Annotated in this window: 26 protein-coding genes; 18 read left to right on the forward strand and 8 right to left on the reverse strand. The window is 62.4% G+C overall.

Annotated features, from left to right (window positions below; translation table 11 throughout):
• Position 1 precedes the first annotated feature (1 nt).
• The 11 genes from livH to G9C89_RS23360 all read left to right on the forward strand — a co-directional run bounded on the left by livH (position 2) and on the right by G9C89_RS23360 (position 9807).
• Positions 2–925 (forward strand): high-affinity branched-chain amino acid ABC transporter permease LivH, encoded by a 924-nt coding sequence (gene livH / locus G9C89_RS23310; protein WP_172152797.1) that lies wholly within the window; start codon positions 2–4, stop codon positions 923–925.
• Positions 922–2190 carry a high-affinity branched-chain amino acid ABC transporter permease LivM gene (locus tag G9C89_RS23315; protein WP_172152799.1) on the forward strand — a complete coding sequence of 423 codons (1269 nt, stop codon included), beginning with the start codon at positions 922–924 and terminating at the stop codon, positions 2188–2190. The genes livH and G9C89_RS23315 overlap by 4 nt, the downstream gene beginning before the upstream one ends.
• Entirely contained in the window at positions 2187–2954 is a 768-nt protein-coding gene (livG, locus tag G9C89_RS23320; protein WP_172152801.1) for a high-affinity branched-chain amino acid ABC transporter ATP-binding protein LivG, read from the forward strand. Before G9C89_RS23315 ends, livG begins: the two co-directional genes overlap by 4 nt.
• Positions 2954–3655 (forward strand): ABC transporter ATP-binding protein, encoded by a 702-nt coding sequence (locus tag G9C89_RS23325; RefSeq protein WP_172152803.1) that lies wholly within the window; start codon positions 2954–2956, stop codon positions 3653–3655. Before livG ends, G9C89_RS23325 begins: the two co-directional genes overlap by 1 nt.
• A 126-nt stretch (positions 3656–3781) precedes the next feature.
• Positions 3782–4492 carry an rRNA pseudouridine synthase gene (locus G9C89_RS23330; protein WP_172152805.1) on the forward strand — a complete coding sequence of 237 codons (711 nt, stop codon included), beginning with the start codon at positions 3782–3784 and terminating at the stop codon, positions 4490–4492.
• Positions 4493–4543: 51 nt separating this feature from the next.
• Complete coding sequence (locus G9C89_RS23335) at positions 4544–5005, forward strand: YehS family protein (protein ID WP_172152807.1); 462 nt, start codon at positions 4544–4546, stop codon at positions 5003–5005.
• Between the two features lie 107 nt (positions 5006–5112).
• Positions 5113–5883, forward strand: coding sequence for an SDR family oxidoreductase (locus G9C89_RS23340; protein WP_172152809.1), 771 nt, complete (start codon positions 5113–5115; stop codon positions 5881–5883).
• Between the two features lie 133 nt (positions 5884–6016).
• The gene (locus tag G9C89_RS23345; RefSeq protein ID WP_172152811.1) at positions 6017–6652 is read left to right on the forward strand and encodes a DUF1326 domain-containing protein; all 636 of its coding nucleotides are present in this window, start codon (positions 6017–6019) and stop codon (positions 6650–6652) included.
• A 2-nt stretch (positions 6653–6654) separates the two neighbouring features.
• Positions 6655–7443, forward strand: coding sequence for a DUF2182 domain-containing protein (locus G9C89_RS23350; protein WP_172152813.1), 789 nt, complete (start codon positions 6655–6657; stop codon positions 7441–7443).
• Positions 7444–7560: 117 nt separating this feature from the next.
• Positions 7561–8253 carry a tRNA (N6-threonylcarbamoyladenosine(37)-N6)-methyltransferase TrmO gene (tsaA, locus tag G9C89_RS23355; protein ID WP_172152815.1) on the forward strand — a complete coding sequence of 231 codons (693 nt, stop codon included), beginning with the start codon at positions 7561–7563 and terminating at the stop codon, positions 8251–8253.
• Between the two features lie 186 nt (positions 8254–8439).
• Positions 8440–9807: a sensor domain-containing protein gene (locus G9C89_RS23360; RefSeq protein WP_172152826.1), complete on the forward strand. Its 1368-nt coding sequence runs from the start codon at positions 8440–8442 to the stop codon at positions 9805–9807.
• A 211-nt stretch (positions 9808–10018) separates the two neighbouring features.
• Here G9C89_RS23360 and fpr read toward each other — a convergent pair whose 3' ends face one another.
• Positions 10019–10798, reverse strand: coding sequence for a ferredoxin-NADP reductase (fpr, locus tag G9C89_RS23365; RefSeq protein ID WP_172152828.1), 780 nt, complete (start codon positions 10796–10798; stop codon positions 10019–10021).
• A gap of 106 nt (positions 10799–10904) precedes the next feature.
• On the opposite strand from fpr, the gene G9C89_RS23370 reads away from it, so the two are divergent.
• Complete coding sequence (locus G9C89_RS23370; protein ID WP_172152829.1) at positions 10905–11831, forward strand: LysR family transcriptional regulator; 927 nt, start codon at positions 10905–10907, stop codon at positions 11829–11831.
• A gap of 47 nt (positions 11832–11878) precedes the next feature.
• On the opposite strand, the gene G9C89_RS23375 is transcribed toward G9C89_RS23370, so the two are convergent.
• Positions 11879–12244 (reverse strand): diacylglycerol kinase, encoded by a 366-nt coding sequence (locus G9C89_RS23375; RefSeq protein WP_172152830.1) that lies wholly within the window; start codon positions 12242–12244, stop codon positions 11879–11881.
• Positions 12245–12346: 102 nt separating this feature from the next.
• Positions 12347–12997 (reverse strand): response regulator transcription factor ErdR, encoded by a 651-nt coding sequence (gene erdR / locus G9C89_RS23380; RefSeq protein WP_172152831.1) that lies wholly within the window; start codon positions 12995–12997, stop codon positions 12347–12349.
• A gap of 203 nt (positions 12998–13200) precedes the next feature.
• Here erdR and G9C89_RS23385 point away from each other — a divergent pair, with 203 nt between their 5' ends.
• Positions 13201–14154 carry a DMT family transporter gene (locus G9C89_RS23385; protein WP_172152832.1) on the forward strand — a complete coding sequence of 318 codons (954 nt, stop codon included), beginning with the start codon at positions 13201–13203 and terminating at the stop codon, positions 14152–14154.
• Here G9C89_RS23385 and G9C89_RS23390 read toward each other — a convergent pair.
• Complete coding sequence (locus G9C89_RS23390) at positions 14090–14800, reverse strand: tRNA-uridine aminocarboxypropyltransferase (protein WP_172152833.1); 711 nt, start codon at positions 14798–14800, stop codon at positions 14090–14092. The two genes, G9C89_RS23385 and G9C89_RS23390, sit on opposite strands and share 65 nt — an antisense overlap.
• Positions 14801–14986: 186 nt before the next feature.
• Between G9C89_RS23390 and G9C89_RS23395 the strand changes: the two genes are divergently transcribed.
• Positions 14987–15385, forward strand: a complete 399-nt coding sequence (locus tag G9C89_RS23395) for a quorum-sensing-regulated virulence factor family protein (RefSeq protein WP_172152834.1) — start codon at positions 14987–14989, stop codon at positions 15383–15385.
• Positions 15386–15499: 114 nt separating this feature from the next.
• Here G9C89_RS23395 and G9C89_RS23400 read toward each other — a convergent pair whose 3' ends face one another.
• Positions 15500–17905, reverse strand: coding sequence for a phosphoketolase family protein (locus G9C89_RS23400; protein WP_172152835.1), 2406 nt, complete (start codon positions 17903–17905; stop codon positions 15500–15502).
• A gap of 128 nt (positions 17906–18033) precedes the next feature.
• On the opposite strand from G9C89_RS23400, the gene G9C89_RS23405 reads away from it, so the two are divergent.
• Both G9C89_RS23405 and G9C89_RS23410 read left to right on the forward strand, forming a co-directional pair.
• Positions 18034–19437, forward strand: coding sequence for an MBL fold metallo-hydrolase RNA specificity domain-containing protein (locus G9C89_RS23405; RefSeq protein WP_172152836.1), 1404 nt, complete (start codon positions 18034–18036; stop codon positions 19435–19437).
• A gap of 375 nt (positions 19438–19812) precedes the next feature.
• A complete protein-coding gene (locus G9C89_RS23410) occupies positions 19813–20892 on the forward strand; it encodes an LOG family protein (protein ID WP_172152837.1) in 1080 nt (359 codons plus the stop codon).
• Between the two features lie 117 nt (positions 20893–21009).
• On the opposite strand, the gene recX is transcribed toward G9C89_RS23410, so the two are convergent.
• The 3 genes from recX to G9C89_RS23425 form a co-directional block, all read right to left on the reverse strand.
• Positions 21010–21474, reverse strand: a complete 465-nt coding sequence (gene recX, locus G9C89_RS23415) for a recombination regulator RecX (RefSeq protein WP_172152838.1) — start codon at positions 21472–21474, stop codon at positions 21010–21012.
• Positions 21475–21484: 10 nt separating this feature from the next.
• A complete protein-coding gene (recA, locus tag G9C89_RS23420) occupies positions 21485–22522 on the reverse strand; it encodes a recombinase RecA (RefSeq protein WP_172152839.1) in 1038 nt (345 codons plus the stop codon).
• Between the two features lie 90 nt (positions 22523–22612).
• Positions 22613–23125 carry a CinA family protein gene (locus G9C89_RS23425; RefSeq protein WP_172152840.1) on the reverse strand — a complete coding sequence of 171 codons (513 nt, stop codon included), beginning with the start codon at positions 23123–23125 and terminating at the stop codon, positions 22613–22615.
• Between the two features lie 78 nt (positions 23126–23203).
• Between G9C89_RS23425 and mutS the strand changes: the two genes are divergently transcribed.
• Both mutS and fdxA read left to right on the forward strand, forming a co-directional pair.
• Positions 23204–25777: a DNA mismatch repair protein MutS gene (gene mutS, locus G9C89_RS23430; RefSeq protein ID WP_172152841.1), complete on the forward strand. Its 2574-nt coding sequence runs from the start codon at positions 23204–23206 to the stop codon at positions 25775–25777.
• Positions 25778–25921: 144 nt separating this feature from the next.
• Positions 25922–26245 carry a ferredoxin FdxA gene (gene fdxA / locus G9C89_RS23435; RefSeq protein ID WP_090500306.1) on the forward strand — a complete coding sequence of 108 codons (324 nt, stop codon included), beginning with the start codon at positions 25922–25924 and terminating at the stop codon, positions 26243–26245.
• The last annotated feature ends 511 nt before the right edge of the window (positions 26246–26756 follow it).

A 26756-nucleotide genomic window follows, 5' to 3' on the forward strand; every position in this document is an offset into this window, starting at 1 on the left:
AATGCCTGATCTGTATCACTACCTGCAACAGCTGGTTAACGGTCTGACCGTTGGCAGTACCTATGCCCTGATTGCCATTGGCTACACCATGGTCTACGGCATCATCGGCATGATCAACTTCGCCCATGGCGAGGTTTACATGATTGGCTCGTATGTAGTCTTCATAGTTATCGCCGGCCTGGCCATGTTCGGCCTGGACAGCTTGCCCCTGATGATGATCGCGGGCTTCGCCGCCAGCATCATCGTCGCCAGCGCCTACGGTTACAGCATCGAACGGGTCGCCTATCGCCCTCTGCGCGGCGGCAACCGCTTGATCCCGCTGATCTCGGCGATCGGCATGTCGATCTTCCTGCAGAACCTCGTGTTGCTGTCCCAGGACTCCAAGGACAAAGCCATCCCCAACCCGCTACCGGGCAACTTCGTGTTCGGTGAAAGCGCCATGAACGGCGTGGTCATTTCCTATATGCAGGTGCTGATCTTCGTCGTTACCTTCCTGGCGATGGTCGGCCTGACCCTGTTCATCTCCCGTTCGCGCCTCGGCCGGGCCTGCCGGGCCAGCGCCGAAGACCTGAAGATGGCCAACCTGCTGGGCATCAACACCAACAACATCATTAGCCTGACCTTCGTCATCGGCGCCGCCCTGGCGGCCGTGGCCGCGGTGCTGCTGGGCATGCAGTACGGTGTGATCAACCCGCACCTGGGCTTCCTTGCCGGGATCAAGGCCTTCACCGCAGCGGTACTGGGCGGCATCGGCAGCATCCCCGGCGCAGTATTGGGCGGCCTGGTGCTCGGCGTGGCCGAAGCCTTCGGCGCCGACATCTTTGGCGATCAGTACAAGGACGTGGTGGCTTTCAGCCTGCTGGTGCTGGTGCTGCTGTTCCGCCCGACCGGCATCCTGGGTCGTCCGGAGGTTGAGAAAGTATGAGCACCTCGATCAAGAATAACTTCAAGACAGCCATCTTCAGCGCCCTGCTGGTACTGGCCGTGGCCTATCCGGTAATGGGCCTGAAGCTCTCCACCGTGGGCATCAAACTGGAAGTGCAAGGCGCCAGCCCGGCCGCGCTCTGGACCATACTCGGCTGCTCAATTGCCATGTTCTTCTGGCAATTGTTCCGCACCCAACTAAGCGCCGCCTGGGGCCATGCACCGAAGTTGCCGAGTATGCCGAGTCAGGCCAGCAACTTCCTCACCCTGCCCTCGACCCAGCGCTGGGTGATCATCGGACTGATCATCGTGGCCCTGGCCTGGCCGTTCTTTGGCAGCCGCGGCGCGGTGGACATCGCCACCTTGATCCTGATCTACGTGATGCTCGGCCTCGGCCTGAACATCGTGGTCGGTCTGGCCGGCTTGCTCGACCTCGGTTACGTGGCCTTCTACGCCGTCGGCGCTTACAGCTACGCGCTGCTGGCGCACTACTTCGGCCTGAGCTTCTGGATCTGCCTGCCGATCGCCGGTCTGATGTCCGCGTTCTTCGGCTTTATCCTGGGCTTCCCGGTGCTGCGCCTGCGCGGCGACTACCTGGCCATCGTCACCCTGGGTTTCGGCGAGATCATCCGCATCCTGCTGAACAACATGACCTGGCTGACCGGCGGCCCCAACGGCATCGGCTCGATCCCCAAGCCGACCCTGTTCGGCCTGTCCTTCGACCGCAAGGCCGCCGAGGGCATGCAGACCTTCCACGAGTATTTCGGCGTGGCCTACGCCTCGATCAACAAGGTGATCTTCCTCTACCTGATCGCCCTGGTGCTGGTGCTGCTGACCCTGTTCGTGATCAACCGCCTGCTGCGCATGCCGCTCGGCCGCGCCTGGGAAGCCCTGCGCGAGGACGAGATCGTCTGCCGCGCGCTGGGCATGAACCCCACCATCATCAAGCTCTCGGCCTTCACCCTGGGCGCCTGCTTCGCCGGTTTCGCCGGCAGCTTCTTCGCCGCGCGCCAAGGTCTGGTCAGCCCACAATCCTTCACCTTCATCGAGTCGGCGATCATTCTCGCTATCGTCGTGCTGGGCGGCATGGGCTCGCAGCTGGGGATCATCCTGGCGGCCATCGTGATGATCCTGTTGCCGGAACTGGCGCGGGAGTTCAACGAATACCGCATGCTGATGTTCGGCGCCCTGATGGTGCTGATGATGATCTGGCGTCCGCAAGGCCTGCTACCCATGCAGCGTCCCCACCTGGAGTTGAAACAATGAGCCGGCCTATTCTGGAAGTAAGCGGCCTGTCCATGCGCTTCGGTGGCCTGTTGGCCGTCAACGGGGTGGGGCTGACCGTCAATGAAAAACAAGTGGTGTCGATGATCGGTCCGAACGGTGCCGGCAAGACCACGGTGTTCAACTGCCTGACCGGCTTCTACCAGCCGACCAGCGGCAATATTCGCCTCGATGGCGAGCAGATCGAGGGCCTGCCAGGCCACAAGATCGCCCGCAAGGGTGTGGTGCGGACCTTCCAGAACGTGCGCTTATTCAAGGAAATGACCGTGGTGGAAAACCTGCTGGTGGCCCAGCACCGCCACCTCAACACCAACTTCTTCGCCGGCCTGTTGAAGACCCCGGCGTTTCGCAAGAGCGAACGCGAAGCCATGGATTACGCCGCGCACTGGCTGGAGCAGGTCAACCTGACCGACTTCGCCAACCGCACGGCTGGCACCCTCGCCTACGGCCAGCAGCGCCGCCTGGAGATTGCCCGCTGCATGATGACGCGACCGCGCATCCTCATGCTCGACGAGCCGGCCGCCGGCCTCAACCCGCGGGAAACCGACGACCTCAAGGCCCTGATCCGCATGCTGCGCGATGAACATGACGTCACCGTATTGTTGATCGAACACGACATGAAGCTGGTCATGAGCATTTCCGACCATATCTACGTGATCAACCAGGGCACGCCCCTGGCCGAAGGAACGCCGGAGCAGATCCGCGCCAACCCGGACGTGATCAAAGCCTACCTGGGGGAAGCTTGATGCTGTATTTCGACAAGGTTTCCACCTTCTACGGCAAGATCCAGGCCCTCCACGACGTCAGCGTCGAGGTGCGCCAGGGCGAGATCGTCACCCTGATCGGCGCCAACGGCGCCGGCAAGTCGACCCTGCTGATGACCCTGTGCGGTTCACCGCAGGCGAGCAGCGGCAGCATCCGCTACCAGGGCGAAGAGCTGATCGGCCAGAACACCCCGGACATCATGCGCAAGAGCATTGCCGTGGTCCCGGAAGGCCGCCGGGTATTCTCCCGCCTGACCGTGGAGGAAAATCTGGTGATGGGCGGTTTCTTCACCGCCAAGGGCGAATTCCAGGAGCAACTGGACAAGGTTCTGCAGCTGTTCCCGCGCCTGCAGGAACGCCTGACCCAGCGCGCCGGCACCATGTCCGGCGGCGAACAGCAGATGCTCGCCATCGGCCGCGCGCTGATGAGCAAGCCCAAGCTGCTGCTGCTCGACGAGCCGTCGCTGGGGCTGGCGCCGATCATCATCCAGCAGATCTTCAGCATCATCGAACAGCTGCGCGCGGACGGTGTGACCGTGTTCCTGGTCGAGCAGAACGCCAACCAGGCGCTCAAGCTGGCCGACCGCGGCTATGTACTGGAGAACGGCCGGATCGTCATGCAGGGCAGCGGGCATGACTTGCTCAACGATCCGAAGGTGCGCGACGCCTACCTGGGCGGCTAAAAATATCCGCCTTATTGAAACCGCTCCTCGGAGCGGTTTTTTTATCTGCGCCGTTCGCCCAATGATCCGTGCATCGCGTCCCTGGCCAGTTACAATGGTTGCCCTTTTTTGCCGACGACTCTTTCCATGACCGACCCGATACGCCTGTCCAAACGCCTGATCGAACTGGTCGGCTGCTCGCGCCGCGAGGCCGAGCTGTATATCGAGGGCGGCTGGGTGACGGTCGACGGCGTGGTGGTGCAAGAGCCGCAGTTCAAGGTCGAGGCGCAGCGCGTCGAACTGCTGCCGGACGCCGTACTGGCGCCGGTCGAACCAGTCACCCTGCTGCTGCATGTGCCCTCCGGGCATTTCCCGGATCGCGCGGTCGAGTCGGTCGGTCCGGCCAGCCAGTGGCCGGACGACAACTCCGGCATCCGCCCGCTGAAAAGCCACTTCGCCCGCCTGGTCACCTGCCTGCCCCTGCAGGCCGGCGCCGATGGCCTGCACGTGCTGACCCAGGACTGGCGTATCGAGCGCAAGCTCAAGGAAGATCAGGCCAAGCTGGAACAGGAATACGTGGTCGAGGTGCTCGGCACGCTCAGTAACAGCCAGCTGAAACGCCTGAACCATGGCCTGAGCTTCAACGGCACCGCCCTGCCGCCGTGCAAGGTCAGCTGGCAGAACGAAACCCGCCTGCGCTTCGCCTTGAAGAACCCGCAGCCCGGGCAGATCGTCTTCATGTGCAACAGTGTCGACCTCAAGGTACTGGGCATGAAGCGCATCCGCATCGGCGGCGTGCCCATGGCCAAGGTCCAGCCCGGCCAATGGCGCTATCTCGCCGGCAAAGAGCGCTTCTAACTTTTCTCCAGCTGGCGCCTCTCAGGCGCCAGCCCTTTTCAGGACACCCCCATGCTCAATAACGATGTACTGCGCAGCCTGCGCTACACGCTCGACGTCAACGATGTGCAGATGACCGAAATCATTCAACTCAGCGGCAAGGAGGTCGAGCTGGAAACACTCGACGCCCTGCTGAAAAAGGAGGATGAGGAAGGCTTCGTGGCCTGCGACGATGAGCTGATGGCGCATTTTCTCGATGGCCTGGTGTACTTCAAGCGCGGCAAGGACGAAAGCCGTCCGGCCCAGCCGTTCGAGCTGCCGGTGACCAACAACATGGTGCTGAAAAAGCTGCGGGTCGCCTTCGAACTGAAGGAAGACGACATGCACGCGATCATGCAGAGCGTCGACTGCCCGGTGTCGAAACCCGAGATGAGCGCGCTGTTCCGCAAGTTCGGCCACAGCAACTACCGCACCTGCGGCGATCAGTTCCTGCGCAACTTCCTCAAGGGCCTGACCCTGCGCGTGCGCGGCTAAACCGTACCTGCATGGCTCATGGCGCTGCATTCCCAGGCGCAATAATGCCTGCCGCGCGGCAGGCAGGCGATTAGGCTAGTGGCATTCATCCCCCAAGAGGATTCGCCATGCACCCCTACTTCTCTTTGCAAGGCCGCACCGCCCTGGTCACCGGTGGCACTCGCGGCATTGGCAAGATGATCGCCAAAGCCTTCCTCGAAGCCGGCGCGACTGTCTACGTCTGTGCCCGTGACGGCGAGGCCTGCGCACAAACCGCCGCCGAACTCTCGGCCTTCGGCACTTGCCATGGCATGGCCGCCAACCTGGCCAGCGAGGAAGGCGTGCAGGCGCTGGCCGCGCAGCTGGCCGGCGAAATCGGCCAACTGGATATCCTGGTCAACAATGCCGGCACCACCTGGGGTGCGCCGCTCGAGTCTTACCCGGCCAAGGGCTGGGAGAAGGTCATGCAACTCAACGTGACCTCGGTGTTCAGCTGCATCCAGCAGTTGCTGCCGCTGCTGCGCAAGGCCGGTTCGGCGGCCAATCCGGCGCGGGTGATCAATATCGGCTCGGTAGCCGGCATCACCTCCCATGGCGAAGACGCCTATGCCTATGGCCCGAGCAAGGCCGCGCTGCATCAGCTGTCGCGCATGCTCGCCCGCGAACTGGTCGGCCAGCACATCAACGTCAACGTGATCGCGCCGGGGCGCTTTCCGAGCAAGATGACCCAGTTCATCGCCCAGGACGAACAGGCCCTGGCCGAAGACACCGCGCTGATCCCGATGAAACGCTGGGGCCGCGAAGAGGAAATGGCCGCCCTGGCAATCAGCCTGGCCAGCACCGCCGGCGCCTACATGACCGGCACCATCATCCCTATCGACGGTGGCTTCCACCTCTGACCAGTGCCCACGGCCGAGCCCGACCTTTGGTCGGCAGCCCCTGCCCGATGCGCGCGCCCTGCTAGCGTTAATTAATGGAGGGATGGGGGTAACCGCAGCTTTCGTTTCACCAGCCAGGTGAAGGAGGTTGATCATGGCCATCGCCGAATGGCGCATGCAGGGCGTCGAATTCATTGCCTGCAACTGCAATTGGGGCTGCCCCTGTCAATTCGATGCACCACCAACCCATGGCCACTGCCAGGCGGTGGCGTCGATGCAAGTGGAACACGGGTATTTCAATCAGGTGGCGCTGGATGGCCTGTGCTGGGCCGCCACCTTCGCCTGGCCAGGCGCCATCCATGAGGGCAACGGCAGTTGTCAGGTGTTCATCGATGAACGCGCCGACGACGCGCAACGCCAGGCACTGCTGACCATCCTCTCCGGCCTGGAGAGTGACCCCGGAGCCAACGTGTTTCAGGTGTTCAGCACCACCATGAGTGAAGTGTTCGAACCGCAGTTCGTGCCCATCGCCCTGTCCATCGATGTCGATCAGCGCCTGGCGCACCTGGACATTCCAGGCGTGCTGCAGGCCAGCGGCGAGCCGATCCGCAGCCCGATCGACGGCTCGCCTCATCGAGTCCGCCTGTCCCTGCCCGACGGTTTCGAGTTCCTCGAGGCCGAAGTAGCCAGCGGCAGCTACCAGACTCATTCAGCCCTCAAACTGCAATCCCAGGGCAGCCATAGCCACCTCGCCCACGTGCACTTCACCGGCCATGGCATAGAGCCGTAAAGATGGCAGAACTTCAGGCCGCGACGCAGGGCAAGCGCCTGACAGGCGAGCAGGTGCTGTTCCTGCTCTGCCTGCTCGCGCTGACCGCCCTGGCCTGGCTGATGCTGCTGCAAATGGCCCGCGACATGAGTGCGCCTGGCGGCATGGCCGATGCGGCGATGGCCGGCATGCTCATGCCCTGGAGCCTGACCGATGCGCTGCTGATGTTCGCCATGTGGGCGGTGATGATGGTCGGCATGATGCTGCCCAGCGCCCTGCCCATGCTGCTGATCTACCAGCAGATGCTGCGCAAGCGCATGCCGGCGCCACAGCGACACCTGGCCCTGCTGCTGTTCTGCAGCGCCTATGGCCTGGTCTGGACCGGCTTCGCCCTGGGCGCCACGGCGCTGCAATGGGCGCTCGAGCAGCTCGCCCTGCTCAGCCCGGGGATGCGCAGCAGCAGTACCGCGCTGGGCGCCGGCCTGCTGCTGGTCGCAGGCGTCTACCAGTGGCTGCCAAGCAAGGCGGTCTGCCTCGAGCATTGCCGCGGGCCGCTGCATTTTCTGCTCGGCTACTGGCGCCCCGGCGTGCTCGGCGGCTGGCGCATGGGCCTGGCCCATGGCGCTTACTGCCTGGGCTGCTGCTGGGCCCTGATGGGCCTGCTGTTCGTGGTCGGCGTGATGAACCTGCTCTGGGTGGCAGTGATCGGCGCCTTCATCCTGCTGGAGAAAAATCTGCCGCAGGGGCTCTGGCTCAGCCGTATCTGCGGTTTGTTGTTGCTCGGCTGGAGCCTGTGGCTGCTGCTGGGCTAGGGTCTGTTGCCGTTTCGGCGCGGCTCGCGACGAAACGGCAACAGACCCTAACGACTGCTTAAGAGCGCCGCGCATTGCAGGTAAGATGAGCCCCCGCCACTGCTGACCGTCGCCCCCATGCCCTACTCCGTCTCACCCATCGGTTTTGTCCGCTCCTGCTTCAAGGAGAAGTTCGCCATTCCCCGTCAGCCACAGTTGGCACCGGCTGCCCGTGGCGTGCTGGAGCTGGTCGCTCCCTTCGATACTGGCGAAGCGGTGCAGGGCCTGGAGCAGGTCAGCCATGTCTGGCTGCTGTTCCTGTTTCACCAGGCCCTGGAAGACCGGCCACGTTTGAAAGTGCGCCCACCGCGCCTGGGTGGGAATAAATCGGTGGGGGTGTTCGCCAGCCGCGCCACCCACCGCCCCAACGGCATCGGTCAATCGGTGGTCAAGCTGGACGCGGTAGAGCCGGGCAGACTCTGGCTGTCGGGGATCGATTTGCTCGACGGCACCCCGGTGCTGGATATCAAACCCTATGTGCCCTATGCCGACAGCGTCGCGAGCGCCTATAACCGCATCGCCGACGCTGCTCCGCGGCTGATCGAGGTGCACTGGCTGGACGGCGCCCTCGGCCAGGCGCGCAGCCATGGCCTGCGCCTGGACCAGCCGCTGATCGAGCTGATCGAGCAATGCCTGGCCCAGGATCCGCGCCCGGCCTATCAGGTACCAGCGCCCGAACGGCGCTATGGCGCGCGCTTCTGGGATGTCGATGTGCGCTGGCACTATCCTGAGCCGGGCAAGATCTGTGTGCTGGACGTGGTGGCGGCCTGAACGGGCCAGCCGAAAGCCAAACAGAATAGTTACCCGCCTGCGCGCGACCACTACACATTTTGATTGAAGTATTGCTTCCGCAGTGCCTGGGCTGCGGCTAAAGTTGACTCGTGGGCAGCACCTTTCGGCACATCGCCACACTCCCCCGCAGGTCATGGCCAGTCCCGAGAATCCATAATTTACCTTATGAAAAAACAGTCTTACGTGCCATCAGGCGACCTTGTCGACCTTCTGCTCGATGCCATCTGTGTGGTCGACAAGGAGGGCCGCTTCGTTTTTGTCAGTGCGGCCTGCGAGCGGATCTTTGGCTATACGGCCGAGGAAATGGTCGGCAGGAACATGATCGAACTGGTAGTGCCGGAAGACCGCGCCAGGACTCTGCAAACGGCCAGCGACATCATGGCAGGCACCAGCAAACCCAGCTTTGAAAATCGCTATATCCGCAAGGATGGGCAGATCGTTCACATCATGTGGTCGGCACGCTGGTCGGCGGACGATCAACTGCGGATTGCCGTGGCCCACGACATCAGCGAACGCAAACACAGCGAGACGATGCAAGCGGCGCTCTATGCCATATCCGAAGCGGCGCACCTGACCAAGGACCTACCCGGTCTGTTCGAGAAAATTCATTCGATCGTCGGCGAACTGTTACCGGCCATCAACTTCTCCGTGGCCCTTTACGATGAGCAGAATGACCAGCTGAGCTTTCCCTACCATATCGATGAGCACCATCCGGCACCGGCTCCGCACAAGCGCGACGCGGCTACACTCAGCGCCGAAATCATCCGCACCGGACAGACCTTGCTGCTCTCGCCAGAAACGCTGACGACATTGCCCGAGCATGTGCAGGCGATCGACTGCGCTTCACTGTACTGGCTGGGCGTGCCGCTCACCTCGCACAACGGCACCATTGGCGCCCTGGTAGTCCAGAGCTATACCCATGGGGCGCGTTACACCGACAGGGACAAAGAGCTGCTGCAATTCGTCTCGACCCAGGTGGCGTCGGCCATCGAACGCCAGCAGATGCTCAGTCGCCTGCAGTTCATGGCCCAATATGACCAACTGACCCGCCTGCCTAACCGCGCGCTGCTCCATGACCGCCTGCATACCGCACTGACCAGGGCACGCCGGGAGCACACGCAACTGTCGCTGCTATTCCTCGATCTGGACAAGTTCAAGCAGGTCAACGATACCTTCGGTCACGCCATCGGCGATCTACTGCTGCAGATGGTTGCTAATCGCCTCAAGCAATGCATTCGCGAATCGGATACGGTCGCACGCCTGGGCGGCGACGAATTCGTGGTGCTGCTCGAGGACTTCCAATCGCCGGATCATGCCTTGCTGGTCGCCGAGAAAATCCGCTTGGCGCTCAACCAGCCATTCGACCTCAATGGTCAGGCTCACCGGGTTCTGCCGAGCATCGGGGTGGCGTTCTATCCGCAGCATGGTGATGATGCGCACCAGTTGCTCAGTCATGCCGACAACGCCATGTACGTGGCGAAGAAAAGCGGCGGCAACTGCTTTCAGATCATGCTCGAACCAAGCCCCCGCTGAAGGCTTTTGCCCGGGTGATTGCTCCAGCGGCGGACTCAACAGGTGAGTGACATCAGCCAGCCGTGCAACGCGTAGCCCGGATGCCATCCGCGAGCAATAAGTCGGCGCTGGGTGTCTCCCCGAATTGCATCCGCGCAGAAAAAATCCCGTTCACTTGAGTCAAGAGAACGGGATTGCACTTGCGCCAAGCCTTGGCAGAAAACCCTGGAGCCTACTTCTCGACGAAGGCGCGCTCGATCAGGTAGTCGCCCGGCTCGCCCATGCGGGGGGAGATCTTCAGGCCGAAGCTGTCGAGCACCGCGGCGGTTTCGTCGAGCATGCTCGGGCTGCCACAGATCATCGCGCGGTCGTCCTGCGGGTTGATCGGCGGCAGGCCGATATCGCGGAACAGCTTGCCACTGCGCATCAGGTCGGTCAGGCGGCCCTGGTTCTCGAACTCTTCGCGGGTCACGGTCGGGTAGTAGATCAGCTTGTCCTTCAAGGCATCGCCGAAGTATTCGTTCTGCGGCAGGTGCTCGGTGATGAACTCGCGGTAAGCCACTTCGTTGACGTAACGCACGCCATGCACCAGCACCACTTTCTCGTAGCGCTCGTAGGTTTCCGGGTCCTGGATCACGCTCATGAAAGGCGCCAGGCCAGTGCCGGTGCTGAGCAGGTACAGGTGCTTGCCGGGCAACAGGTCGTCGAGTACCAGGGTGCCGGTGGGCTTGCGGCTGACCACCAGCTCATCGCCGGGCTTGAGGTGCTGCAACTGCGAAGTCAGTGGACCGTCCTGCACCTTGATGCTGAAGAACTCCAGGTGCTCTTCGTAGTTCGGGCTGGCGATGGAATAGGCGCGCATCAGCGGCCGACCGTTATCCTGCTGCAGGCCGATCATCACGAACTGGCCATTCTCGAAGCGCAAGCCCGGATCGCGGGTGGTCTTGAAGCTGAATAAGGTGTCGTTCCAGTGGTGAACACTGAGTACACGCTCGACGTTCAGGTTGCTCATGCTAGGTCCTCAAGATCACGGGCAATGGCGGTTGCAGCGGATTCTAGACGCGGGCAGAATATCTGTTAAGTGAATAATCAAGATATAGGTTATCGGTTATATAGATATGCGATTTACCCTAAGACAGCTCCAGGTATTCGTCGCCGTGGCCCAGCAGGAAAGCGTCTCCCGCGCGGCCGACTCGCTGGCCTTGTCGCAATCGGCGGCCAGCACTTCGCTCAGTGAATTGGAGCGGCAAACCGACTGTCAACTATTCGATCGCGCTGGCAAGCGTCTGGTCCTCAATGCCCTGGGCTCGCAGTTATTGCCCCAGGCGCTGGCCCTGCTCGAGCAGGCCAAGGAAATCGAGCGCCTGTTGGCCGGCAAGAGTGGTTTCGGTTCGTTGAATGTCGGCGCCACCCTGACGGTGGGCAACTACCTGGCCACCCTGTTGATCGGCAGTTTCATGCAGCGCCATCCCGAATGCCGAGTGAAATTGCAGGTACACAACACCGCCTATGTGGTGCAGCAGATCGCCCATTATGAGCTGGACATGGGCCTGATCGAGGGCGACTGCCAGCACCCGGATATCGAGGTGCAACCCTGGGTCAAGGACGAACTGGTGGTGTTCTGCGCCCCGCAGCATGCCCTGGCCAAGCGCGGCGCAGCCAGCCTGGACGAGTTGACCCAGGAAGCCTGGATCCTCCGTGAACAGGGCTCAGGCACGCGCCTGACCTTCGATCAGGCGATGCGTCATCATCCGCGCTCGTTGAACGTGCGCCTGGAGCTGGAACATACCGAGGCGATCAAGCGCGCGGTGGAGTCGGGCCTGGGCATTGGCTGCATCTCACGCCTGGCCCTGCGCGATGCCTTTCGCCGTGGCAGCCTGGTGGCGGTGGAAACGCCCGAACTGGATCTGCGCCGGCAGTTCTACTTCATCTGGCACAAACAGAAGTACCAGACGGCTGCCATGCGCGAATTCATCGAGCTATGCCGGGCGCTGACTGCCGGGGTCAAGCGCAGCGATGAGATAGTGCTGCCGAACATTGCCTGATCGCACGACGTGGCGGGCACTGCCAGCAGTGACCGATTCACCACCGATTAACCCAGCAGGATCACCGCCCAGACACTGGCGATCAGCGCCAGGGACACGAGTTGCGCGGCGCTGCCCATGTCCTTGGCGTTTTTCGACAAGGGATGCAGCTCCAGGGAAATCCGATCGACCGCCGCCTCCAGCGCCGAATTGAGCAGTTCGACGATCAACGCCAACAGGCAGACACCGACCATCAGGGCGCGCTCGCCCCGACTGACGTCGCTGTAGAACGCCAACGGAATCAACACCAGGTTGAGCAACATCAACTGACGAAATGCGGCTTCGCCAGCAATCGCGACACGCAAACCCGCCAGCGAATAGCCCGCAGCATTAACGATACGCTTAAGGCCAGTCTGGCCCTTGAATGGCGACATAAGAAGGTTATCCACACTATAAAAGGCCGGCCGCCACGAGAACGCTAGACCGGCACACGCAAACCGACGCCACCCTGCCGAGTAACGCGCATCAAGCGCGCGTCAATTGCTGGGGATCGATTCCATCTGCTGCAACAACAGCGCCGCCTGGGTGCGGGTACGTACGCCGAGCTTGCGGAAAATCGCCGTGACATGCGCCTTTACCGTTGCCTCGGAAACGCTCAACTCGTAGGCGATCTGCTTGTTCAGCAGGCCGTCGCAGACCATGGTCAGCACGCGAAACTGCTGCGGAGTCAGGCTGGCCAGGCCGGCGCTGGCGGCCTTGGCCTCGGCAGAGACCTGGGCGGCCTCCTCGGTTTGCTCCGGCCACCAGGTATCGCCATCGAGCACCACTTGTACGGCTTGCTGGATGCTCTCCAGGGAGCTGGACTTGGGAATAAAGCCACTGGCACCAAACTCGCGGGCCCGCGCCACCACGGCCGCCTCTTCCTGCGCCGAGACCATCACCACCGGCACCTGCGGGTATTGCCCGCGCAGCAGCACCAGACCGGAAAAACCATAGGCACCGGGCATGTTGAGGTCGAGCAGAACCAGATCCCAATCTGCTTTTCCCGATAGGCAGGCTTCCAACTCGGCGATGCTGGCAGCCTCTACCAGCCTCACCTGCGGGCCAAGACCCAGGGTCAGCGCCTGCTGCAGTGCACTGCGAAAAAGCGGATGATCGTCGGCAATCAGGATTTCATAAGCGGCCATTGCAGATCCTGTTCTTGTTATGTGGGTACCGCTAGCGCTGGCCTGTCGACTGAAACATGACAGGCCACTCGATTTAGCCGCGCATAGTACACGGGCAACCGCAAATGCGCCTAGGACGGCGCCCAGCATGCCGAGCGATCTCGGAGTGGTCAAGCGCGTTGCTTTGCGGCACAGTCTGCCCTTTTTCCCAACGAGGCTGTTTTATGCGAAGCCAGGCCCTGCGCGCCGACCTTTTGATGCTGCTGACGGCCATGATCTGGGGCTCGGCCTTCGTCGCCCAGCGCCTGGGCATGGACTCGATAGGACCACTGCTCTACAGCGGTCTGCGTTTTGCCCTGGCGGTGTTGATTCTGCTGCCGCTGCTACCGCTACTCGAGCGCCGCTCGCGCAGCACGCCCACCGCGCCGCTGAACCGCCATCTGCTGCTGGGTGGCGGCCTGATGGGCCTGGCACTGGCCCTGGGGATCAATCTGCAGCAGGTCGGTTTGCTCTTCACCAGTGTCACCAACGCCGGATTCATCACCGGCCTGTACGTGATCATCGTGCCCCTGCTCGGCCTGTTGCTCGGCCACAAGACGGGGCTGGGCATCTGGCTGGGCGCCTCGCTGGCGGTGGTCGGTATGTTCCTGCTCAGCGTTGGCGAAGGCTTTCAGGTTGCTTCCGGCGACTGGCTGCAATTGGCCGGAGCCTTGGTCTGGGCCGTGCATGTGCTGCTGGTCGGGGTGTTCGCCAGACGGCATGACCCTTTGCGTCTGGCCGTGGTGCAGTTCGCCACCTGTGCGCTGATCAGCCTGCTGCTGGCGCTGATCTTCGAGGACATCCGCCTCGACGCGATCATCGCCGCCGGGCCAGCGATTCTGTATGGCGGGCTGTTCGGCGTGGCGATCGGCTTTACCCTGCAGGTGGTGGCGCAAAAGCATGCGATCGCCTCGCATGCCGCGATCATCCTCTCGCTGGAAGCCGTGTTTGCCGCCATTGCAGGCGCCTGGCTACTGGGCGAAGCGCTGCACCTGCGTGGTTATTTCGGCTGTGCGCTGATGCTCGCCGGCATGCTGCTGGCGCAACTATGGCCGAAAAACCCCAGCCAACTGCTCACAGAAACAGCCGCAAATGCTGATGCAGGGCGTCGTCCAGATCAACCGCGCGTGGAGCTTTAGCCGCCAGGTAGTGCTGGCTGAAGACATCCAGATAGGCATTCAGCGCGTCGGCGGCGCGCTGATCGCCGGCCAATTCCAGACAGAGCGCCGCCACCTCGGCGGTACACAGGTGATCGTCGCGCGTGGATCGACGCAGACGGTAACGCGACAACTGCTCGGGCTGCAGGCTGAGCACCGGCAAGCTGTCGAGGTAGGGGCTTTTGCGGAACATCTTGCGCGCCTCGGTCCAGGTCGCATCGAGCAGAATGAACAGTGGCCGCTTGCCAGGCGCATGCTGCACCTCACTGACCACCCGCTCAGGCCCGGCGTATTCACCGGGAAATACCAAATAGGGCTGCCACTGCGGATCGCTCAGCAGCGCCGGCAAGGCCGGTTCAACCGCGGTGCGCAACCAGCCGAAGGCCGAGGTGTCGGCCACTACATCGGCAATCAGCCAACCGGTATTGCTCGGCTTGAGCGCCTCGACATCATGCATCAGCAGGCACACACCCGACCTGGCCTCGATCTGCGGACGCCAGGCGCACAGGCAATGGCTCAGGGCGAGTCGGCAACGCTGGCAACGCACGGCCTTGGAGCCGCGGGCCAGGAAGGGTTTTTCACTACGCGCAATGCGCGCGGAGCGCAAACGCGCGACGGCATGGCTCATGGGCAAAGCGTTCCGCAGCGAGAAATGGACGGCATGTTGGATCCTGGGGCGGTAAGCCCGCCAGTCTAACAAAGCCACCACTATTGCAGGTGGGGTAAACCCCGCCAGCCAAGTAAGATAGTCGCCTGCTGAACCTCTGCAGGCTGATGCCTGTCGAAGGGTTCGAACTGACTCTGGAGACCCCCCATGCCGCGCCTGATCGCCGTAATCCTCGCCCTTAGCCTACCCGTGCTCGCTCAGGCCGCATCGCTGAACGATTTCGAGCTGAGCAAGACCCTTGAACGAGTCGCCCAGGAAAGCAGCGTTGGCACGCCACGGGCGATCAACGAGGATATTCTCGATCAAGGTTATAGCGTCAAAGGCAATGAACTGGTCAATCACCTGAGCGTGCGCCCCGACCACGCCGCACAGATGCGCGGCAACCCGGACAGCGTGCGCGCGCAGTTGGCCAACAGCGTGTGCCGCAACCAGGGCTATCGCCAGTTATTGGCGCGTGGCGCCGTCCTGCGTTACGAATTCAGCGAGTACAAGACCAATCGTCCGATCGTCAGCGAGCGCTTCAGTAACAGCGACTGCGGCCAATAGGTCATGCGTCGGTCGCGCACGTGCATGGGATCGGCGTTCCCCTGTCGCGCCGATCACCCGCACCCCGCTGCGGACCACCCAGTCGCTTAATATCCTGCTCTCTGCCGGGCGGTTCTAGCGCAGGCATTCGGGCTTGCCCTTGCCGGCCAGCGCAGCCCGCTCCTCGCGACTCAAGAGCTTCTGGGCGGGGATACCCAACAGCTCTGCTACTGCTTGCAACACGTGCGCCCAGGTCGCCTGATTGGCGAACAGCATGCCCGCCTCATCCAGGGTGCCACCGCGGTTGCGGTAACCCAGCACCCGGTTGTTGCGGGCATCGCCGAGGATCGGCCAGAGATGCCCACGCGCCACTTCCGGGCGCATATGGGTCAGCAGCACGCGGCGCGGATACCGCGCAGGGAATAACGCAGTGCGGAGTGCGGCCGGCGCCACGACTTGTGCTTCCCAGTGATCCCGCGGCTCACGAAAGCGCCCCGGTTCCTGCAGGTAAATCAGGCGCCAGGCGCATTTCTTCGCACTCAGGCGCACCGCCGCACGGCGCATCTCGCTCAACTGATAAGCGCCGGTGGCGATCAGCAGCACGGGGTCGGCGCCATCGTGCTGGTCCAGCAGGAGGGCACCATCACGGGCCAGTTGTTCGGCCTGCTGTTGATCGAACTGAGCCGGGCGTTCGCGCTTGGGGCTGACGATACAAGCCAGCTGCCCGCGCGCCTGGTAGACCGCCGGCAGCAGGGCCAGCAATGAGTTATGGTCGGCCGGAAACAGCACCCGCAGCATGTCGTTCATCTCGCCGAGCAGCGCCTCGCAGAAACTGGTGTCCTGGTGCGATTGCTGGTTCTTGCCGTTCTCCCAGGTATGCGAAGTCGCCACCAGCGGCCAGCCAAGCCAGCCGGCAGGACGCCCCACTTCCTTCTGCTGCCTGGCGAAGATCAGGGTCTGGCGCACCGCGCCGAGCATCTTCACGCAGAAGGCTTCATAACTCGCCACCAGGTTCAGGCCGCCTTGATTGGCCAGGCAGGCAGACACCACCGCCTCCTCGTTGAGCACGGTAATAATCGCGCCATCCACTGCTTCCAACTCGCTTTCAGGCACACAGACCCGGTGCTTGAGGGCATGCAGAACGCCTTCCAGGCGATTACTGGCCAGCTCATCCGGATTACCCACCCGCGGGCGCAGCTGCGGATTAGCCTGCACCAGCTCGACGAAGAAGCGGTCCAGCGCCGACATCGGCGAGCAGCTTTGCCCGTGGTAGTGCAGTTCGGGCAGTTGCAGCGCCACGGGCTGGCGTAACGCCAACGGATGGTCGCGCTCCAGCGCACGCTCGCCGTGCGCGCAACGGAATTGCGCGCAGGCCTGGGCCAATTCGTCAGGCGCCACCCACAGGCCGGCAGCATGCCGATTGAACAGCGCACGCGCGGCGTCGTCGTGATGTGGATTGGCCGGCAGCGGCAGGTTGTGCGCGGCGTTGCTGCCGGCGCCATAGAAGCCGAAGCCTTTCTCGGTTTCGGCGATCGCGTAAGGCATCGGCAACGGATAATGCAGGATGCCACTGTGCAACTCGGCAACCCGATGCCCCAGACGCTGCTCCATCTGCCACAGGGCGCAGACGAAAGCCGCCGGATCGCGCCCATCGAAGCTGATCGGATCGAATCCGCAGTGGCGCAGGTGCTGACGAAATCCTTCCAGCCCCGCCTGCGTACCCAGCTCGGTGCGTTGTTCGATACGCCTGCCGTTGGCGATCATCACCGGTAGCGCCACACCGCAGTCTTGCGCCCGCCACCAGCGCGGCATCCAATCGCTGCCACGCTGCTCTTCGGCCGCGCCATCCGAGAGGAAGGCCACCAGCTTTTCACCGGGCAAAGGCAAGTGGCAGTACTGCAACTCGGCAAAGCCGAGGTAGCCCCCTTCGGCGATACCGCCAGCGGTATGCGGATTGACGTGACTGCCCAGGGGCACTCCCGGCGCGCCATCGGGCGCCTGGGCATAGCTGTAGAAATCCGCCACCAGCCGGCTCATGCCACCTTCATCGCAGCTGTAGCGCGCAGCCTGTTCGGGGTGCTGGTTGGCGGTCAGCAGATTCAGCGCCTCGACCGCCGCCACACAGTGGCCCTGGCCCATCAGCCAGCCACGGGTTTCCCCCGTCAGGGCATTCAACGCCAGGTAGGCGGCATAGGCGGGCACCATGTTCAAGGCGCCACCGGTGTGTCCCTCGGGCTTTACCTTGAAGTCGTCAGGTTCCAGGGCCATACCGTCCAGGCGCACGCGCCTGGCATAGGTCATGTGCACCACCAGCCATAACCCGGCGGCGTTCAGCCGGTCCAATGCGCGCAGCAGGGCATAGACGCTGGCCAGGTCAGGCTGCTGACCGGCCTGGACCAATTGATGGGCCATTCGAAAGACCGCCGCACGGGTCTCTGAACTATGCTCTACAGGGCCGTAGCCCTGCTGCCAAGCGGCGAAGCCGGGCTCGACCAGGGCATGTGCGGCCAGTTCGCTGGCACTCGGCAATAGTTGCGACATGGGCGCTCTCCCGGTGTTTTCGCACAGTCTAGGACAACCAGAGCAGCCGACACCCTGATATGCATCAAGGCCGCTAGCCGTCATTCGCGGCACTCTGTGGTCATTCACCCTCATCAAGGATTTCCCACATGGCTCTGCTCAGTTTCCTTGGCGCCATCCAGCAAGTCACCGGTTCCTGCTACCTGATCGAAAGCCGCGATGGCGCCAAAGTGCTGCTGGAGTGCGGCATGCGCCAGGGGCGCCGTGAAGAGGAGGAAGGCAACCGCGCGCCCTTCCCCTTCGACCCTCTGAGCCTGGATGCCGTGGTGATTTCCCACGCCCATATCGACCATAGCGGCCTGCTGCCCAAACTGGCCGGGGCCGGTTATCGCGGGCCGATCTTCGCCACCGACGCCAGTTGTGAACTGATGGAACTGATGCTGCTGGATGCGGCGCAGATCCAGGAAAAGGATACCGAGTGGGAGAACAAGTGGCGTGCGCGCCTGGGCAAGCCGCCGCTCAGCCCGCTGTACACCACCGAGGATGCCGAGCAGGCACTCAAGCAACGACGCCCGCAGGCCTATGGCGAGCCAATCGAAGTGGCCAAGGGCGTACAGGTAACCTTTCACGATGCCGGGCATATCCTTGGCTCGGCAATCGTCGAACTGCAGGTGCAGGATCATCACCTGACCCGTCGCCTGGTGTTTTCCGGCGACCTCGGCAACACCTGCTCACCGCTGATGCACGCCCCGACTACGCTCGATCGCGCCGATCTGGTGCTACTGGAATCCACTTACGGCGATCGCGATCACCGCTGCAGTGACGACACCCTGGATGAGCTGGCCGAGATTCTCCAGCAGGCCCATCGCGACGGCGGCAACGTACTGATTCCGGCCTTCGCCGTGGGCCGTACCCAGGACCTGATCTACTACCTCGGGCGTTTCTACCAGGAAGGCCGACTGCCGCAGCAGGCGGTGTTTCTCGACAGCCCGATGGCCATTCGAGCCAACGCCATCTATTCGCGCTTTCAACACCTGTTCGACCCGGACGATCATGCGGCCATCGCGGACAAACCCGCCAGGCGCATCGAGGACTGGCTGCCGATACTGCGCTGCACGCCGACGCCGGAGGAGTCCATGGCGATCAACCGGGTCAAGAGCGGCGCCATCATCATCGCCGGTAGTGGCATGTGCACCGGCGGACGCATCGCCCACCACTTCAAGCACAACCTCTGGCGCGAGAATTGCCATGTGGTGTTCCCCGGCTTCCAGGCCAGAGGCACCCCGGGGCGCGCCATAGTCGACGGCGCCAGCACGGTGAAAATGCTCCACCAACGCATCGCGGTCAAAGCGCAGATCCACACCCTCGGTGGTTTCTCCGCCCATGCCGGACAGTCGCAGTTACTCGACTGGGTCAGTCATTTCGACCATCACCCCGAGCTGTATCTGGTGCATGGCGAGCTGGAGAAAATGCAGGTGCTGCAACAAGCCCTGCGCGAGCGCCTCAACTGGATTGCCAGCATTCCCGAGCCAGGCGAACAGATCGCCATCTGAGCAATGCGGGACGACTGCAGCAAGCCGAACCGGTGCAATCCCCAAGGATTGCAGGCGCGGGGCTGTCTAGGGCGAGTGCCCCCCTACGGATCGCGGACTGACTAAGGTAATGGGTCGCAGCCTAGGGCGTCTGGAGACGGCCGCAGCAGCAGGCGAGAGTTTTTCACCCCTCTCGGCCTTCATGCTGGCGAACCGGCTCGGGATCCAGCAGCGGGCCAGCCGAATCCGTCACTGACGCCCGCCCAAAACGGATATTTTCTGCAATCTGATCAGGTATTTAGCCCGCCAAAGCACAAGCCCGAGCCATACTCTGAAGAGGGTCGGGCTTTCACAGTAGCGAAAGAATCCGGCCGGCATCCTGAAAGGAGAAGTCGAATGCCTTACGAACCGGATGATTATTTATCCCGCCACTTCCAGACCAGCGGCATCGACCTCGCCGACAAAGTCGACGAGCTGGTAACCCTGGTCGCCCCTGGCGACAGCCCGAACCTGCCGCTGTATCGCGACATGCTGATTACGGTGATTCGCATGGCCCAGGCCGACCGCAATCGTTGGGACGCCAAGATCATGCTGCAAACCCTGCGTGAAATGGAGCACGCCTTCAGCTCACTGGAGCAGTTCAAACGGCGGCGCAAGGTTACCGTATTCGGCTCGGCGCGTACGCCGCCCAATCACCCGTTGTATGCCTTGGCCCGCGAACTCGGCGCCACCCTGGCGCGACACGACTTGATGGTGGTTACCGGTGCCGGTGGCGGCATCATGGCCGCCGCCCATGAAGGCGCCGGCCTGGAAAACAGCCTGGGTTTCAATATCACCCTGCCCTTTGAACAAGGGGCCAATGCCACCGTGCATGGCACCAGCAACCTGCTGTCGTTCCACTTCTTCTTCCTGCGCAAGCTGTTCTTCGTCAAGGAAGCGGATGGCCTGGTGCTCTGCCCTGGCGGCTTCGGCACGCTGGATGAAGCGCTGGAAGTGCTGACCCTGATTCAAACCGGCAAGAGTCCACTGGTGCCCGTGGTACTGCTCGATCAACCGGGGGGCAGTTTTTGGGAAGATGCCATGGCCTTTATCGACAAACAGCTGGTGGGTAACCGCTATATCCTGCCCAGCGATCTGCATCTGGTGCGCCTGGTCCACAGCGCCACAGAGGCGGCCGATGAAATCGCGCAGTTCTATCGCAATTACCACTCCAGTCGCTGGCTCAAGGATCGCTATGTGATCCGCCTCAACTACATGCTCAATGAAGCGGCCATGCAGCAGCTGAACATCGAGTTCATCGACCTGTGCAAGAGCGGTGGTTTCCACCAGCAAGCTTATTGCGAGTCCGAGCAGGACGAGCCGGAACTCTGCCATCTGACTCGCCTGGCATTCGCCTTCAATAGCCGCGACCACGGCCGCTTGCGCGAATTGCTGAATTTGATCAACCAGCCGCAGCATTGGGAACAGCCAAGCTGAGTACGGTTGGCAAACGAGGTCAGCTTTGCGTAACGCGTAGCGCCAACAAAGCAGTGCACATAACCGCCGCCGATAAACAGAAAACCCGGAGCACAGGCTCCGGGTTCAAGGGGCGTTTCAGTCCAGATCGATGCCGCGCAACAAGCGGTCGATCAGATCCAGTGGGTAACCGCGATAACTGAGGAAGCGGCCCTGCTGGGCACGTTCACGGACATCGCCCGGCAGTTGACCGGCGAACTTGCGGCGCCAGGTTTGCTCCAGTTGCTCACGCCAATCGATGCCGCTGTCGCGCAGTGCTTGCTCGACAGCGGCCCGCGACAAGCCGCGCTGGATCAGCTCTTCACGAATGCGCAAGGGCCCATAACCGGCGCGCGCACGATAGCCGACAAAGCTTTCCAGATAACGCGCTTCGGATAACAAACCCTCTTGCGCCAGGCGCTCGAGGGCTGTGTCGATCAGTTCAACCGGGGCGCCACGCTGACGCAACTTGCGGGTCAACTCGACGCGCCCATGCTCGCGACGCGCCAGTAGATCCATGGCCGCTCGGCGCACCGCGACGAGGTTATCCAGTACGACAGACATACTCTACGAATCAGGCCTCGGCGGTGGCCAGATCGCCTGCGCCAGCCTTGACCGGCGGGCTGACTACCAGCAGTTTCTCGCGGATCAGGCCCTCGATGGTGCGTGCCACTTCAGGATTGTCTTCCAGGTACTTGGCCGAGTTGGCCTTGCCCTGACCGATTTTGTTGCCCTGATAGCTATACCAGGCACCGGATTTTTCCAGCAGGCCGTGTAGCACGCCGAGGTCGATAACCTCGCCATTGCGGTAGATGCCCTTGCCGTAGAGGATCTGAAATTCGGCCTGACGGAACGGCGGCGCCACCTTGTTTTTCACGACCTTGACCCGGGTTTCGCTGCCGACCACTTCATCACCCTCTTTCACCGCACCGGTGCGGCGAATATCCAGACGCACCGAGGCATAGAACTTCAGGGCGTTACCGCCGGTAGTGGTTTCCGGGCTGCCGAACATCACGCCGATCTTCATGCGGATCTGGTTGATGAAGATCACCAGGCAATTGGCATTCTTGATGTTGCCGGTGATCTTGCGCAGCGCCTGGGACATCAGGCGAGCCTGCAGGCCCACGTGCATGTCGCCCATCTCGCCTTCGATTTCGGCCTTCGGCACCAGGGCCGCCACCGAGTCGATGACGATCACGTCGACGGCATTGGAACGCACCAGCATGTCGGTGATTTCCAGTGCCTGCTCGCCGGTATCCGGTTGCGATACCAGCAGGTCATCGACATTCACCCCCAGCTTGCCGGCGTATTCGGGATCCAGAGCATGCTCGGCATCGACGAAGGCGCAAGTGGCGCCGAGCTTCTGCGCCTCGGCGATCACTGACAGGGTCAGGGTGGTTTTACCGGAAGACTCGGGGCCGTATATCTCGACGATTCGGCCTTTCGGCAGACCGCCAATGCCCAGGGCGATGTCCAGACCGAGCGAGCCGGTGGAAATGGCCGGAATCGCCTGGCGATCGTGATCGCCCATGCGCATTACCGCACCCTTGCCGAATTGCTTTTCGATCTGGCCCAGGGCTGCCGCCAAGGCGCGCTTCTTATTCTCGTCCATTGAAGTCCTCACGTAATAAAGAAGGGCCTGCTAGCGGCCACTAACAACTGTATAAGTAGACAGTATTATTCCACAGGGCAAGGCGCTCGCCTACCCTGCATTTGGATTTTCTTGCGCAATCACGCGCAGCAGCCCTTCCAGCGCGGCCTCGACCGTTTGTCGGCGAACTTCGCCGCGATCGCCGACGAACTGCCGACGCGCACTGAACAGCCGCTCGCCGTCACCCCAGGCCAGCCACACGGTACCCACCGGCGTCTCCGCCGAACCGCCATCCGGCCCCGCCACGCCACTGACCGCTACGGCATAACGCGCCCCGCTGTGCGCCTGGGCGCCACGGACCATGGCCTCGACCACCTCGCGACTGACCGCCCCCACCGCGGCGAACAACGCCTCGGGCACTGCCAACTGCTTGCTCTTCTGTCCATCGGAATAGGTGACATAACCGGCCTCGAACCAGGCCGAACTGCCGGGGATTCGGGTAATCGCCTCGGCGATACCGCCGCCGGTACAAGACTCGGCAGTACTCACCTGCGCGCCTTGCGCCTGCAACCGGCGCCCCAATTCGGCCGCCAAACGGGCCAGCTCCTGCTCATTGACGATCATCTGCACTCCGGGGTTAAAGCCTGCCAGGGGGATACCGTACACTAGGCGCTTTTGCGATTCAGCCGGACAGTTAAAACGATGAGCCACAGCGACCTCAGTTCTCACACGCCGATGATGCAACAGTACTGGAGGCTGAAGAACCAGCACCCGGATCAGCTGATGTTCTACCGCATGGGCGACTTCTACGAGATCTTCTACGAGGACGCGAAAAAGGCCGCCAAGCTGCTGGATATCACCCTCACCGCCCGCGGCCAGTCGGCCGGCCAGGCCATCCCCATGTGCGGGATTCCCTACCACGCCGCCGAAGGCTACCTCGGCAAACTGGTCAGGCTCGGCGAGTCGGTGGTCATCTGTGAGCAGATCGGCGACCCGGCCACCAGCAAAGGCCCGGTGGAACGCCAGGTGGTGCGCATCATCACCCCGGGTACAGTCAGCGACGAAGCCCTGCTCGACGAGCGGCGCGACAACTTGCTGGCCGCCGTACTCGGCGACGAACGGCTGTTCGGCCTGGCGGTGCTGGACATCACCAGCGGCCGCTTCAGCGTGCTGGAAATCAAAGGCTGGGAGAACCTGCTGGCCGAACTGGAGCGCCTCAATCCGGTCGAGTTGCTGATTCCCGACGACTGGCCGCAGGGCCTGCCGGCAGAAAAACGCCGCGGTGTGCGCCGCCGTGCGCCCTGGGATTTCGAGCGCGACAGTGCGCACAAGAGCCTTTGCCAGCAGTTCGCCACCCAGGACCTGAAAGGCTTCGGCTGCGAGAACCTGAGCCTGGCCATCGGCGCCGCCGGCTGCCTGCTGGCCTATGCCAAAGAGACCCAGCGCACCGCCCTGCCGCACTTGCGCAGCCTGCGCCACGAGCGTCTCGACGATACGGTGATTCTTGACGGCGCCAGCCGACGTAACCTGGAGCTGGACATCAACCTCGCTGGCGGCCGTGAAAACACCCTGCAATCGGTGGTCGACCGCTGCCAGACCGCCATGGGCAGTCGCCTGCTCAGCCGCTGGTTGAACCGCCCGCTGCGCGACCGCACGATATTGGAAGCGCGCCAGGAGTCGATCGCCTGTCTGCTGGAACGCTACCGCTTCGAGACCCTGCAGCCACAACTCAAGGAAATCGGCGATCTGGAGCGTATCCTCGCGCGGATCGGCTTGCGCAACGCCAGGCCGCGGGATCTGGCGCGCCTGCGCGACGCCCTGGCGGCCCTGCCCGAGTTGCAACAGGCCATGACCGACCTCGACTCGCCGCACCTGGCTGACCTGGCCGGCATAGTCGGCACCTACCCGGAGCTGGCCGAGTTGCTGGCCCGCGCCATTATCGACAACCCGCCCGCGGTGATCCGCGATGGCGGCGTGCTCAAGACCGGCTACGACGTCGAGCTGGACGAGCTGCAATCGCTCAGCGAAAACGCCGGTCAGTACCTGATGGACCTGGAAGTGCGCGAGAAAGCCCGCACCGGCCTGGCCAACCTCAAGGTCGGCTACAACCGCGTGCATGGCTACTTTATCGAACTGCCGAGCAAGCAGGCCGAATCGGCCCCGGCCGACTATATCCGCCGCCAGACCCTGAAAGGTGCGGAACGCTTCATCACCCCCGAACTCAAGGAGTTCGAGGACAAGGCCCTGTCGGCCAAGAGCCGTGCCCTGGCCCGGGAAAAGATCCTCTATGAGGAACTGCTGGAACGCCTGATCAGTCACCTCGGCCCGCTGCAGGACAGCGCCGCGGCCCTGGCCGAGCTGGACGTGCTGAGCAACCTGGGCGAGCGCGCACTGAATCTCGATCTCAACCGTCCACGCTTCGCCGACGAACCCTGCATGCGCATCGAGCAGGGCCGTCATCCGGTGGTCGAGCAGGTGCTGACCACTCCATTCGTGGCCAACGACCTGAGCCTGGACGATGACACCCGCATGCTGATCATCACCGGGCCGAACATGGGCGGTAAATCCACCTATATGCGTCAGACCGCGCTGATCGTGCTGCTCGCCCATATCGGCAGCTTCGTCCCGGCGAAAAGCTGCGAGCTGTCGCTGGTCGACCGCATCTTCACCCGCATCGGCTCTTCCGACGACCTGGCCGGCGGTCGCTCGACCTTTATGGTGGAGATGAGCGAAACCGCGAATATCCTGCACAACGCCACAGCAAGCAGCCTGGTACTGATGGACGAGGTGGGGCGCGGCACCAGCACCTTCGATGGTTTGTCGCTGGCCTGGGCGGCCGCCGAGCAACTAGCCAAACTGCGCGCCTACACGCTGTTTGCCACCCACTACTTCGAACTCACGGTACTGCCGGAGAGCGAACCGCTGGTGGCCAACGTGCACCTCAATGCCACCGAGCACAATGAACGCATCGTCTTTTTGCACCATGTACTGCCCGGCCCGGCCAGCCAGAGCTATGGTTTAGCTGTAGCGCAACTGGCCGGCGTCCCCGGCGAAGTGATTCTGCGCGCCCGCGAACATCTGGCACGCCTGGAAACCACCAGCCTGCCCCATGATTTGCCACGCAACGACTCCGGCCAGCAGGCGGCTCCGCTGCAAAGCGATATGTTTGCCAGCCTGCCGCACCCGGTGCTGGAGGAATTATTCAAGATCAACCCGGATGATCTGACTCCGCGCAAAGCGTTGGAACTGTTATATACATGGAAAGCGCGAGTCTAACGCCCGCGCGCGCAAGCTGTTAGAATCGCGCGCGCTTTGGGATGCTGCGGCCTACTAGCCTGGCGTCGCAGTCATAGTTTCCCGAGCCGAGGGGCTGTTTATGGAAAACAGTCCCCGCGCCGTAGCCTGAGGAGAGAATTAGAAATGACCTTCGTCGTCACCGACAACTGCATCAAGTGCAAGTACACCGACTGCGTGGAAGTCTGTCCGGTGGACTGCTTCTACGAAGGCCCGAACTTCCTGGTGATCCACCCGGACGAGTGCATCGACTGCGCACTCTGCGAACCGGAATGCCCGGCTCAAGCGATCTTCTCCGAAGACGAAGTGCCGGAAGATCAGCAGGAATATATCGAGCTCAATGCCGACCTGGCTGAAGTCTGGCCAAACATCACCGAGAAGAAAGAAGCGCTGCCTGATGCTGAAGAGTGGGATGGCGTAAAAGACAAGCTGCAACACCTGGAACGCTAAGACTCGACCGGCGTTCACTAAAAGACCCGCCTTGCGCGGGTCTTTTGCTTTCTTGCAGGCAAAAAAAAGGGGCGGTATTACCCGCCCACTCTTTTGTCCCTACTCCCTGTATTCCCTGCTCATCATCCTGATGAAATCGCGTCCTGCGATTGTCCTGACCACTATCCGTTGCGGCCTGCGCCAGTCCCTAGGCACAGGTGTAATACTAGCGTTTCCCTGCTTTGCCACAAGCCCGCCAAATACCTGAAAAAACACAACACTTGGCAGCATAAAATAAAATAATCATATTAATCAGTAAGTTAAATTAAACCCTTAGACTCAACCGGCGACTTGCCTGCCATTCTTTCCCTTAATCACTTACACGTTGTGTAAGCGATGGCTTACATGCCCCTCATCGGCATAGGAGGCGGCCTTCATAGGCCGCTCCCCTGCCACACCACCCGGCATGCGGGTCCGCACCGGGCGGTTCGAGAGATTGAGGTTATGAGAGACGTACTAATCCCAGCCTGTC

The sequence above is a fragment of the Pseudomonas tumuqii genome, from assembly GCF_013184545.1.
Classification (GTDB): domain Bacteria; phylum Pseudomonadota; class Gammaproteobacteria; order Pseudomonadales; family Pseudomonadaceae; genus Aquipseudomonas; species Aquipseudomonas tumuqii.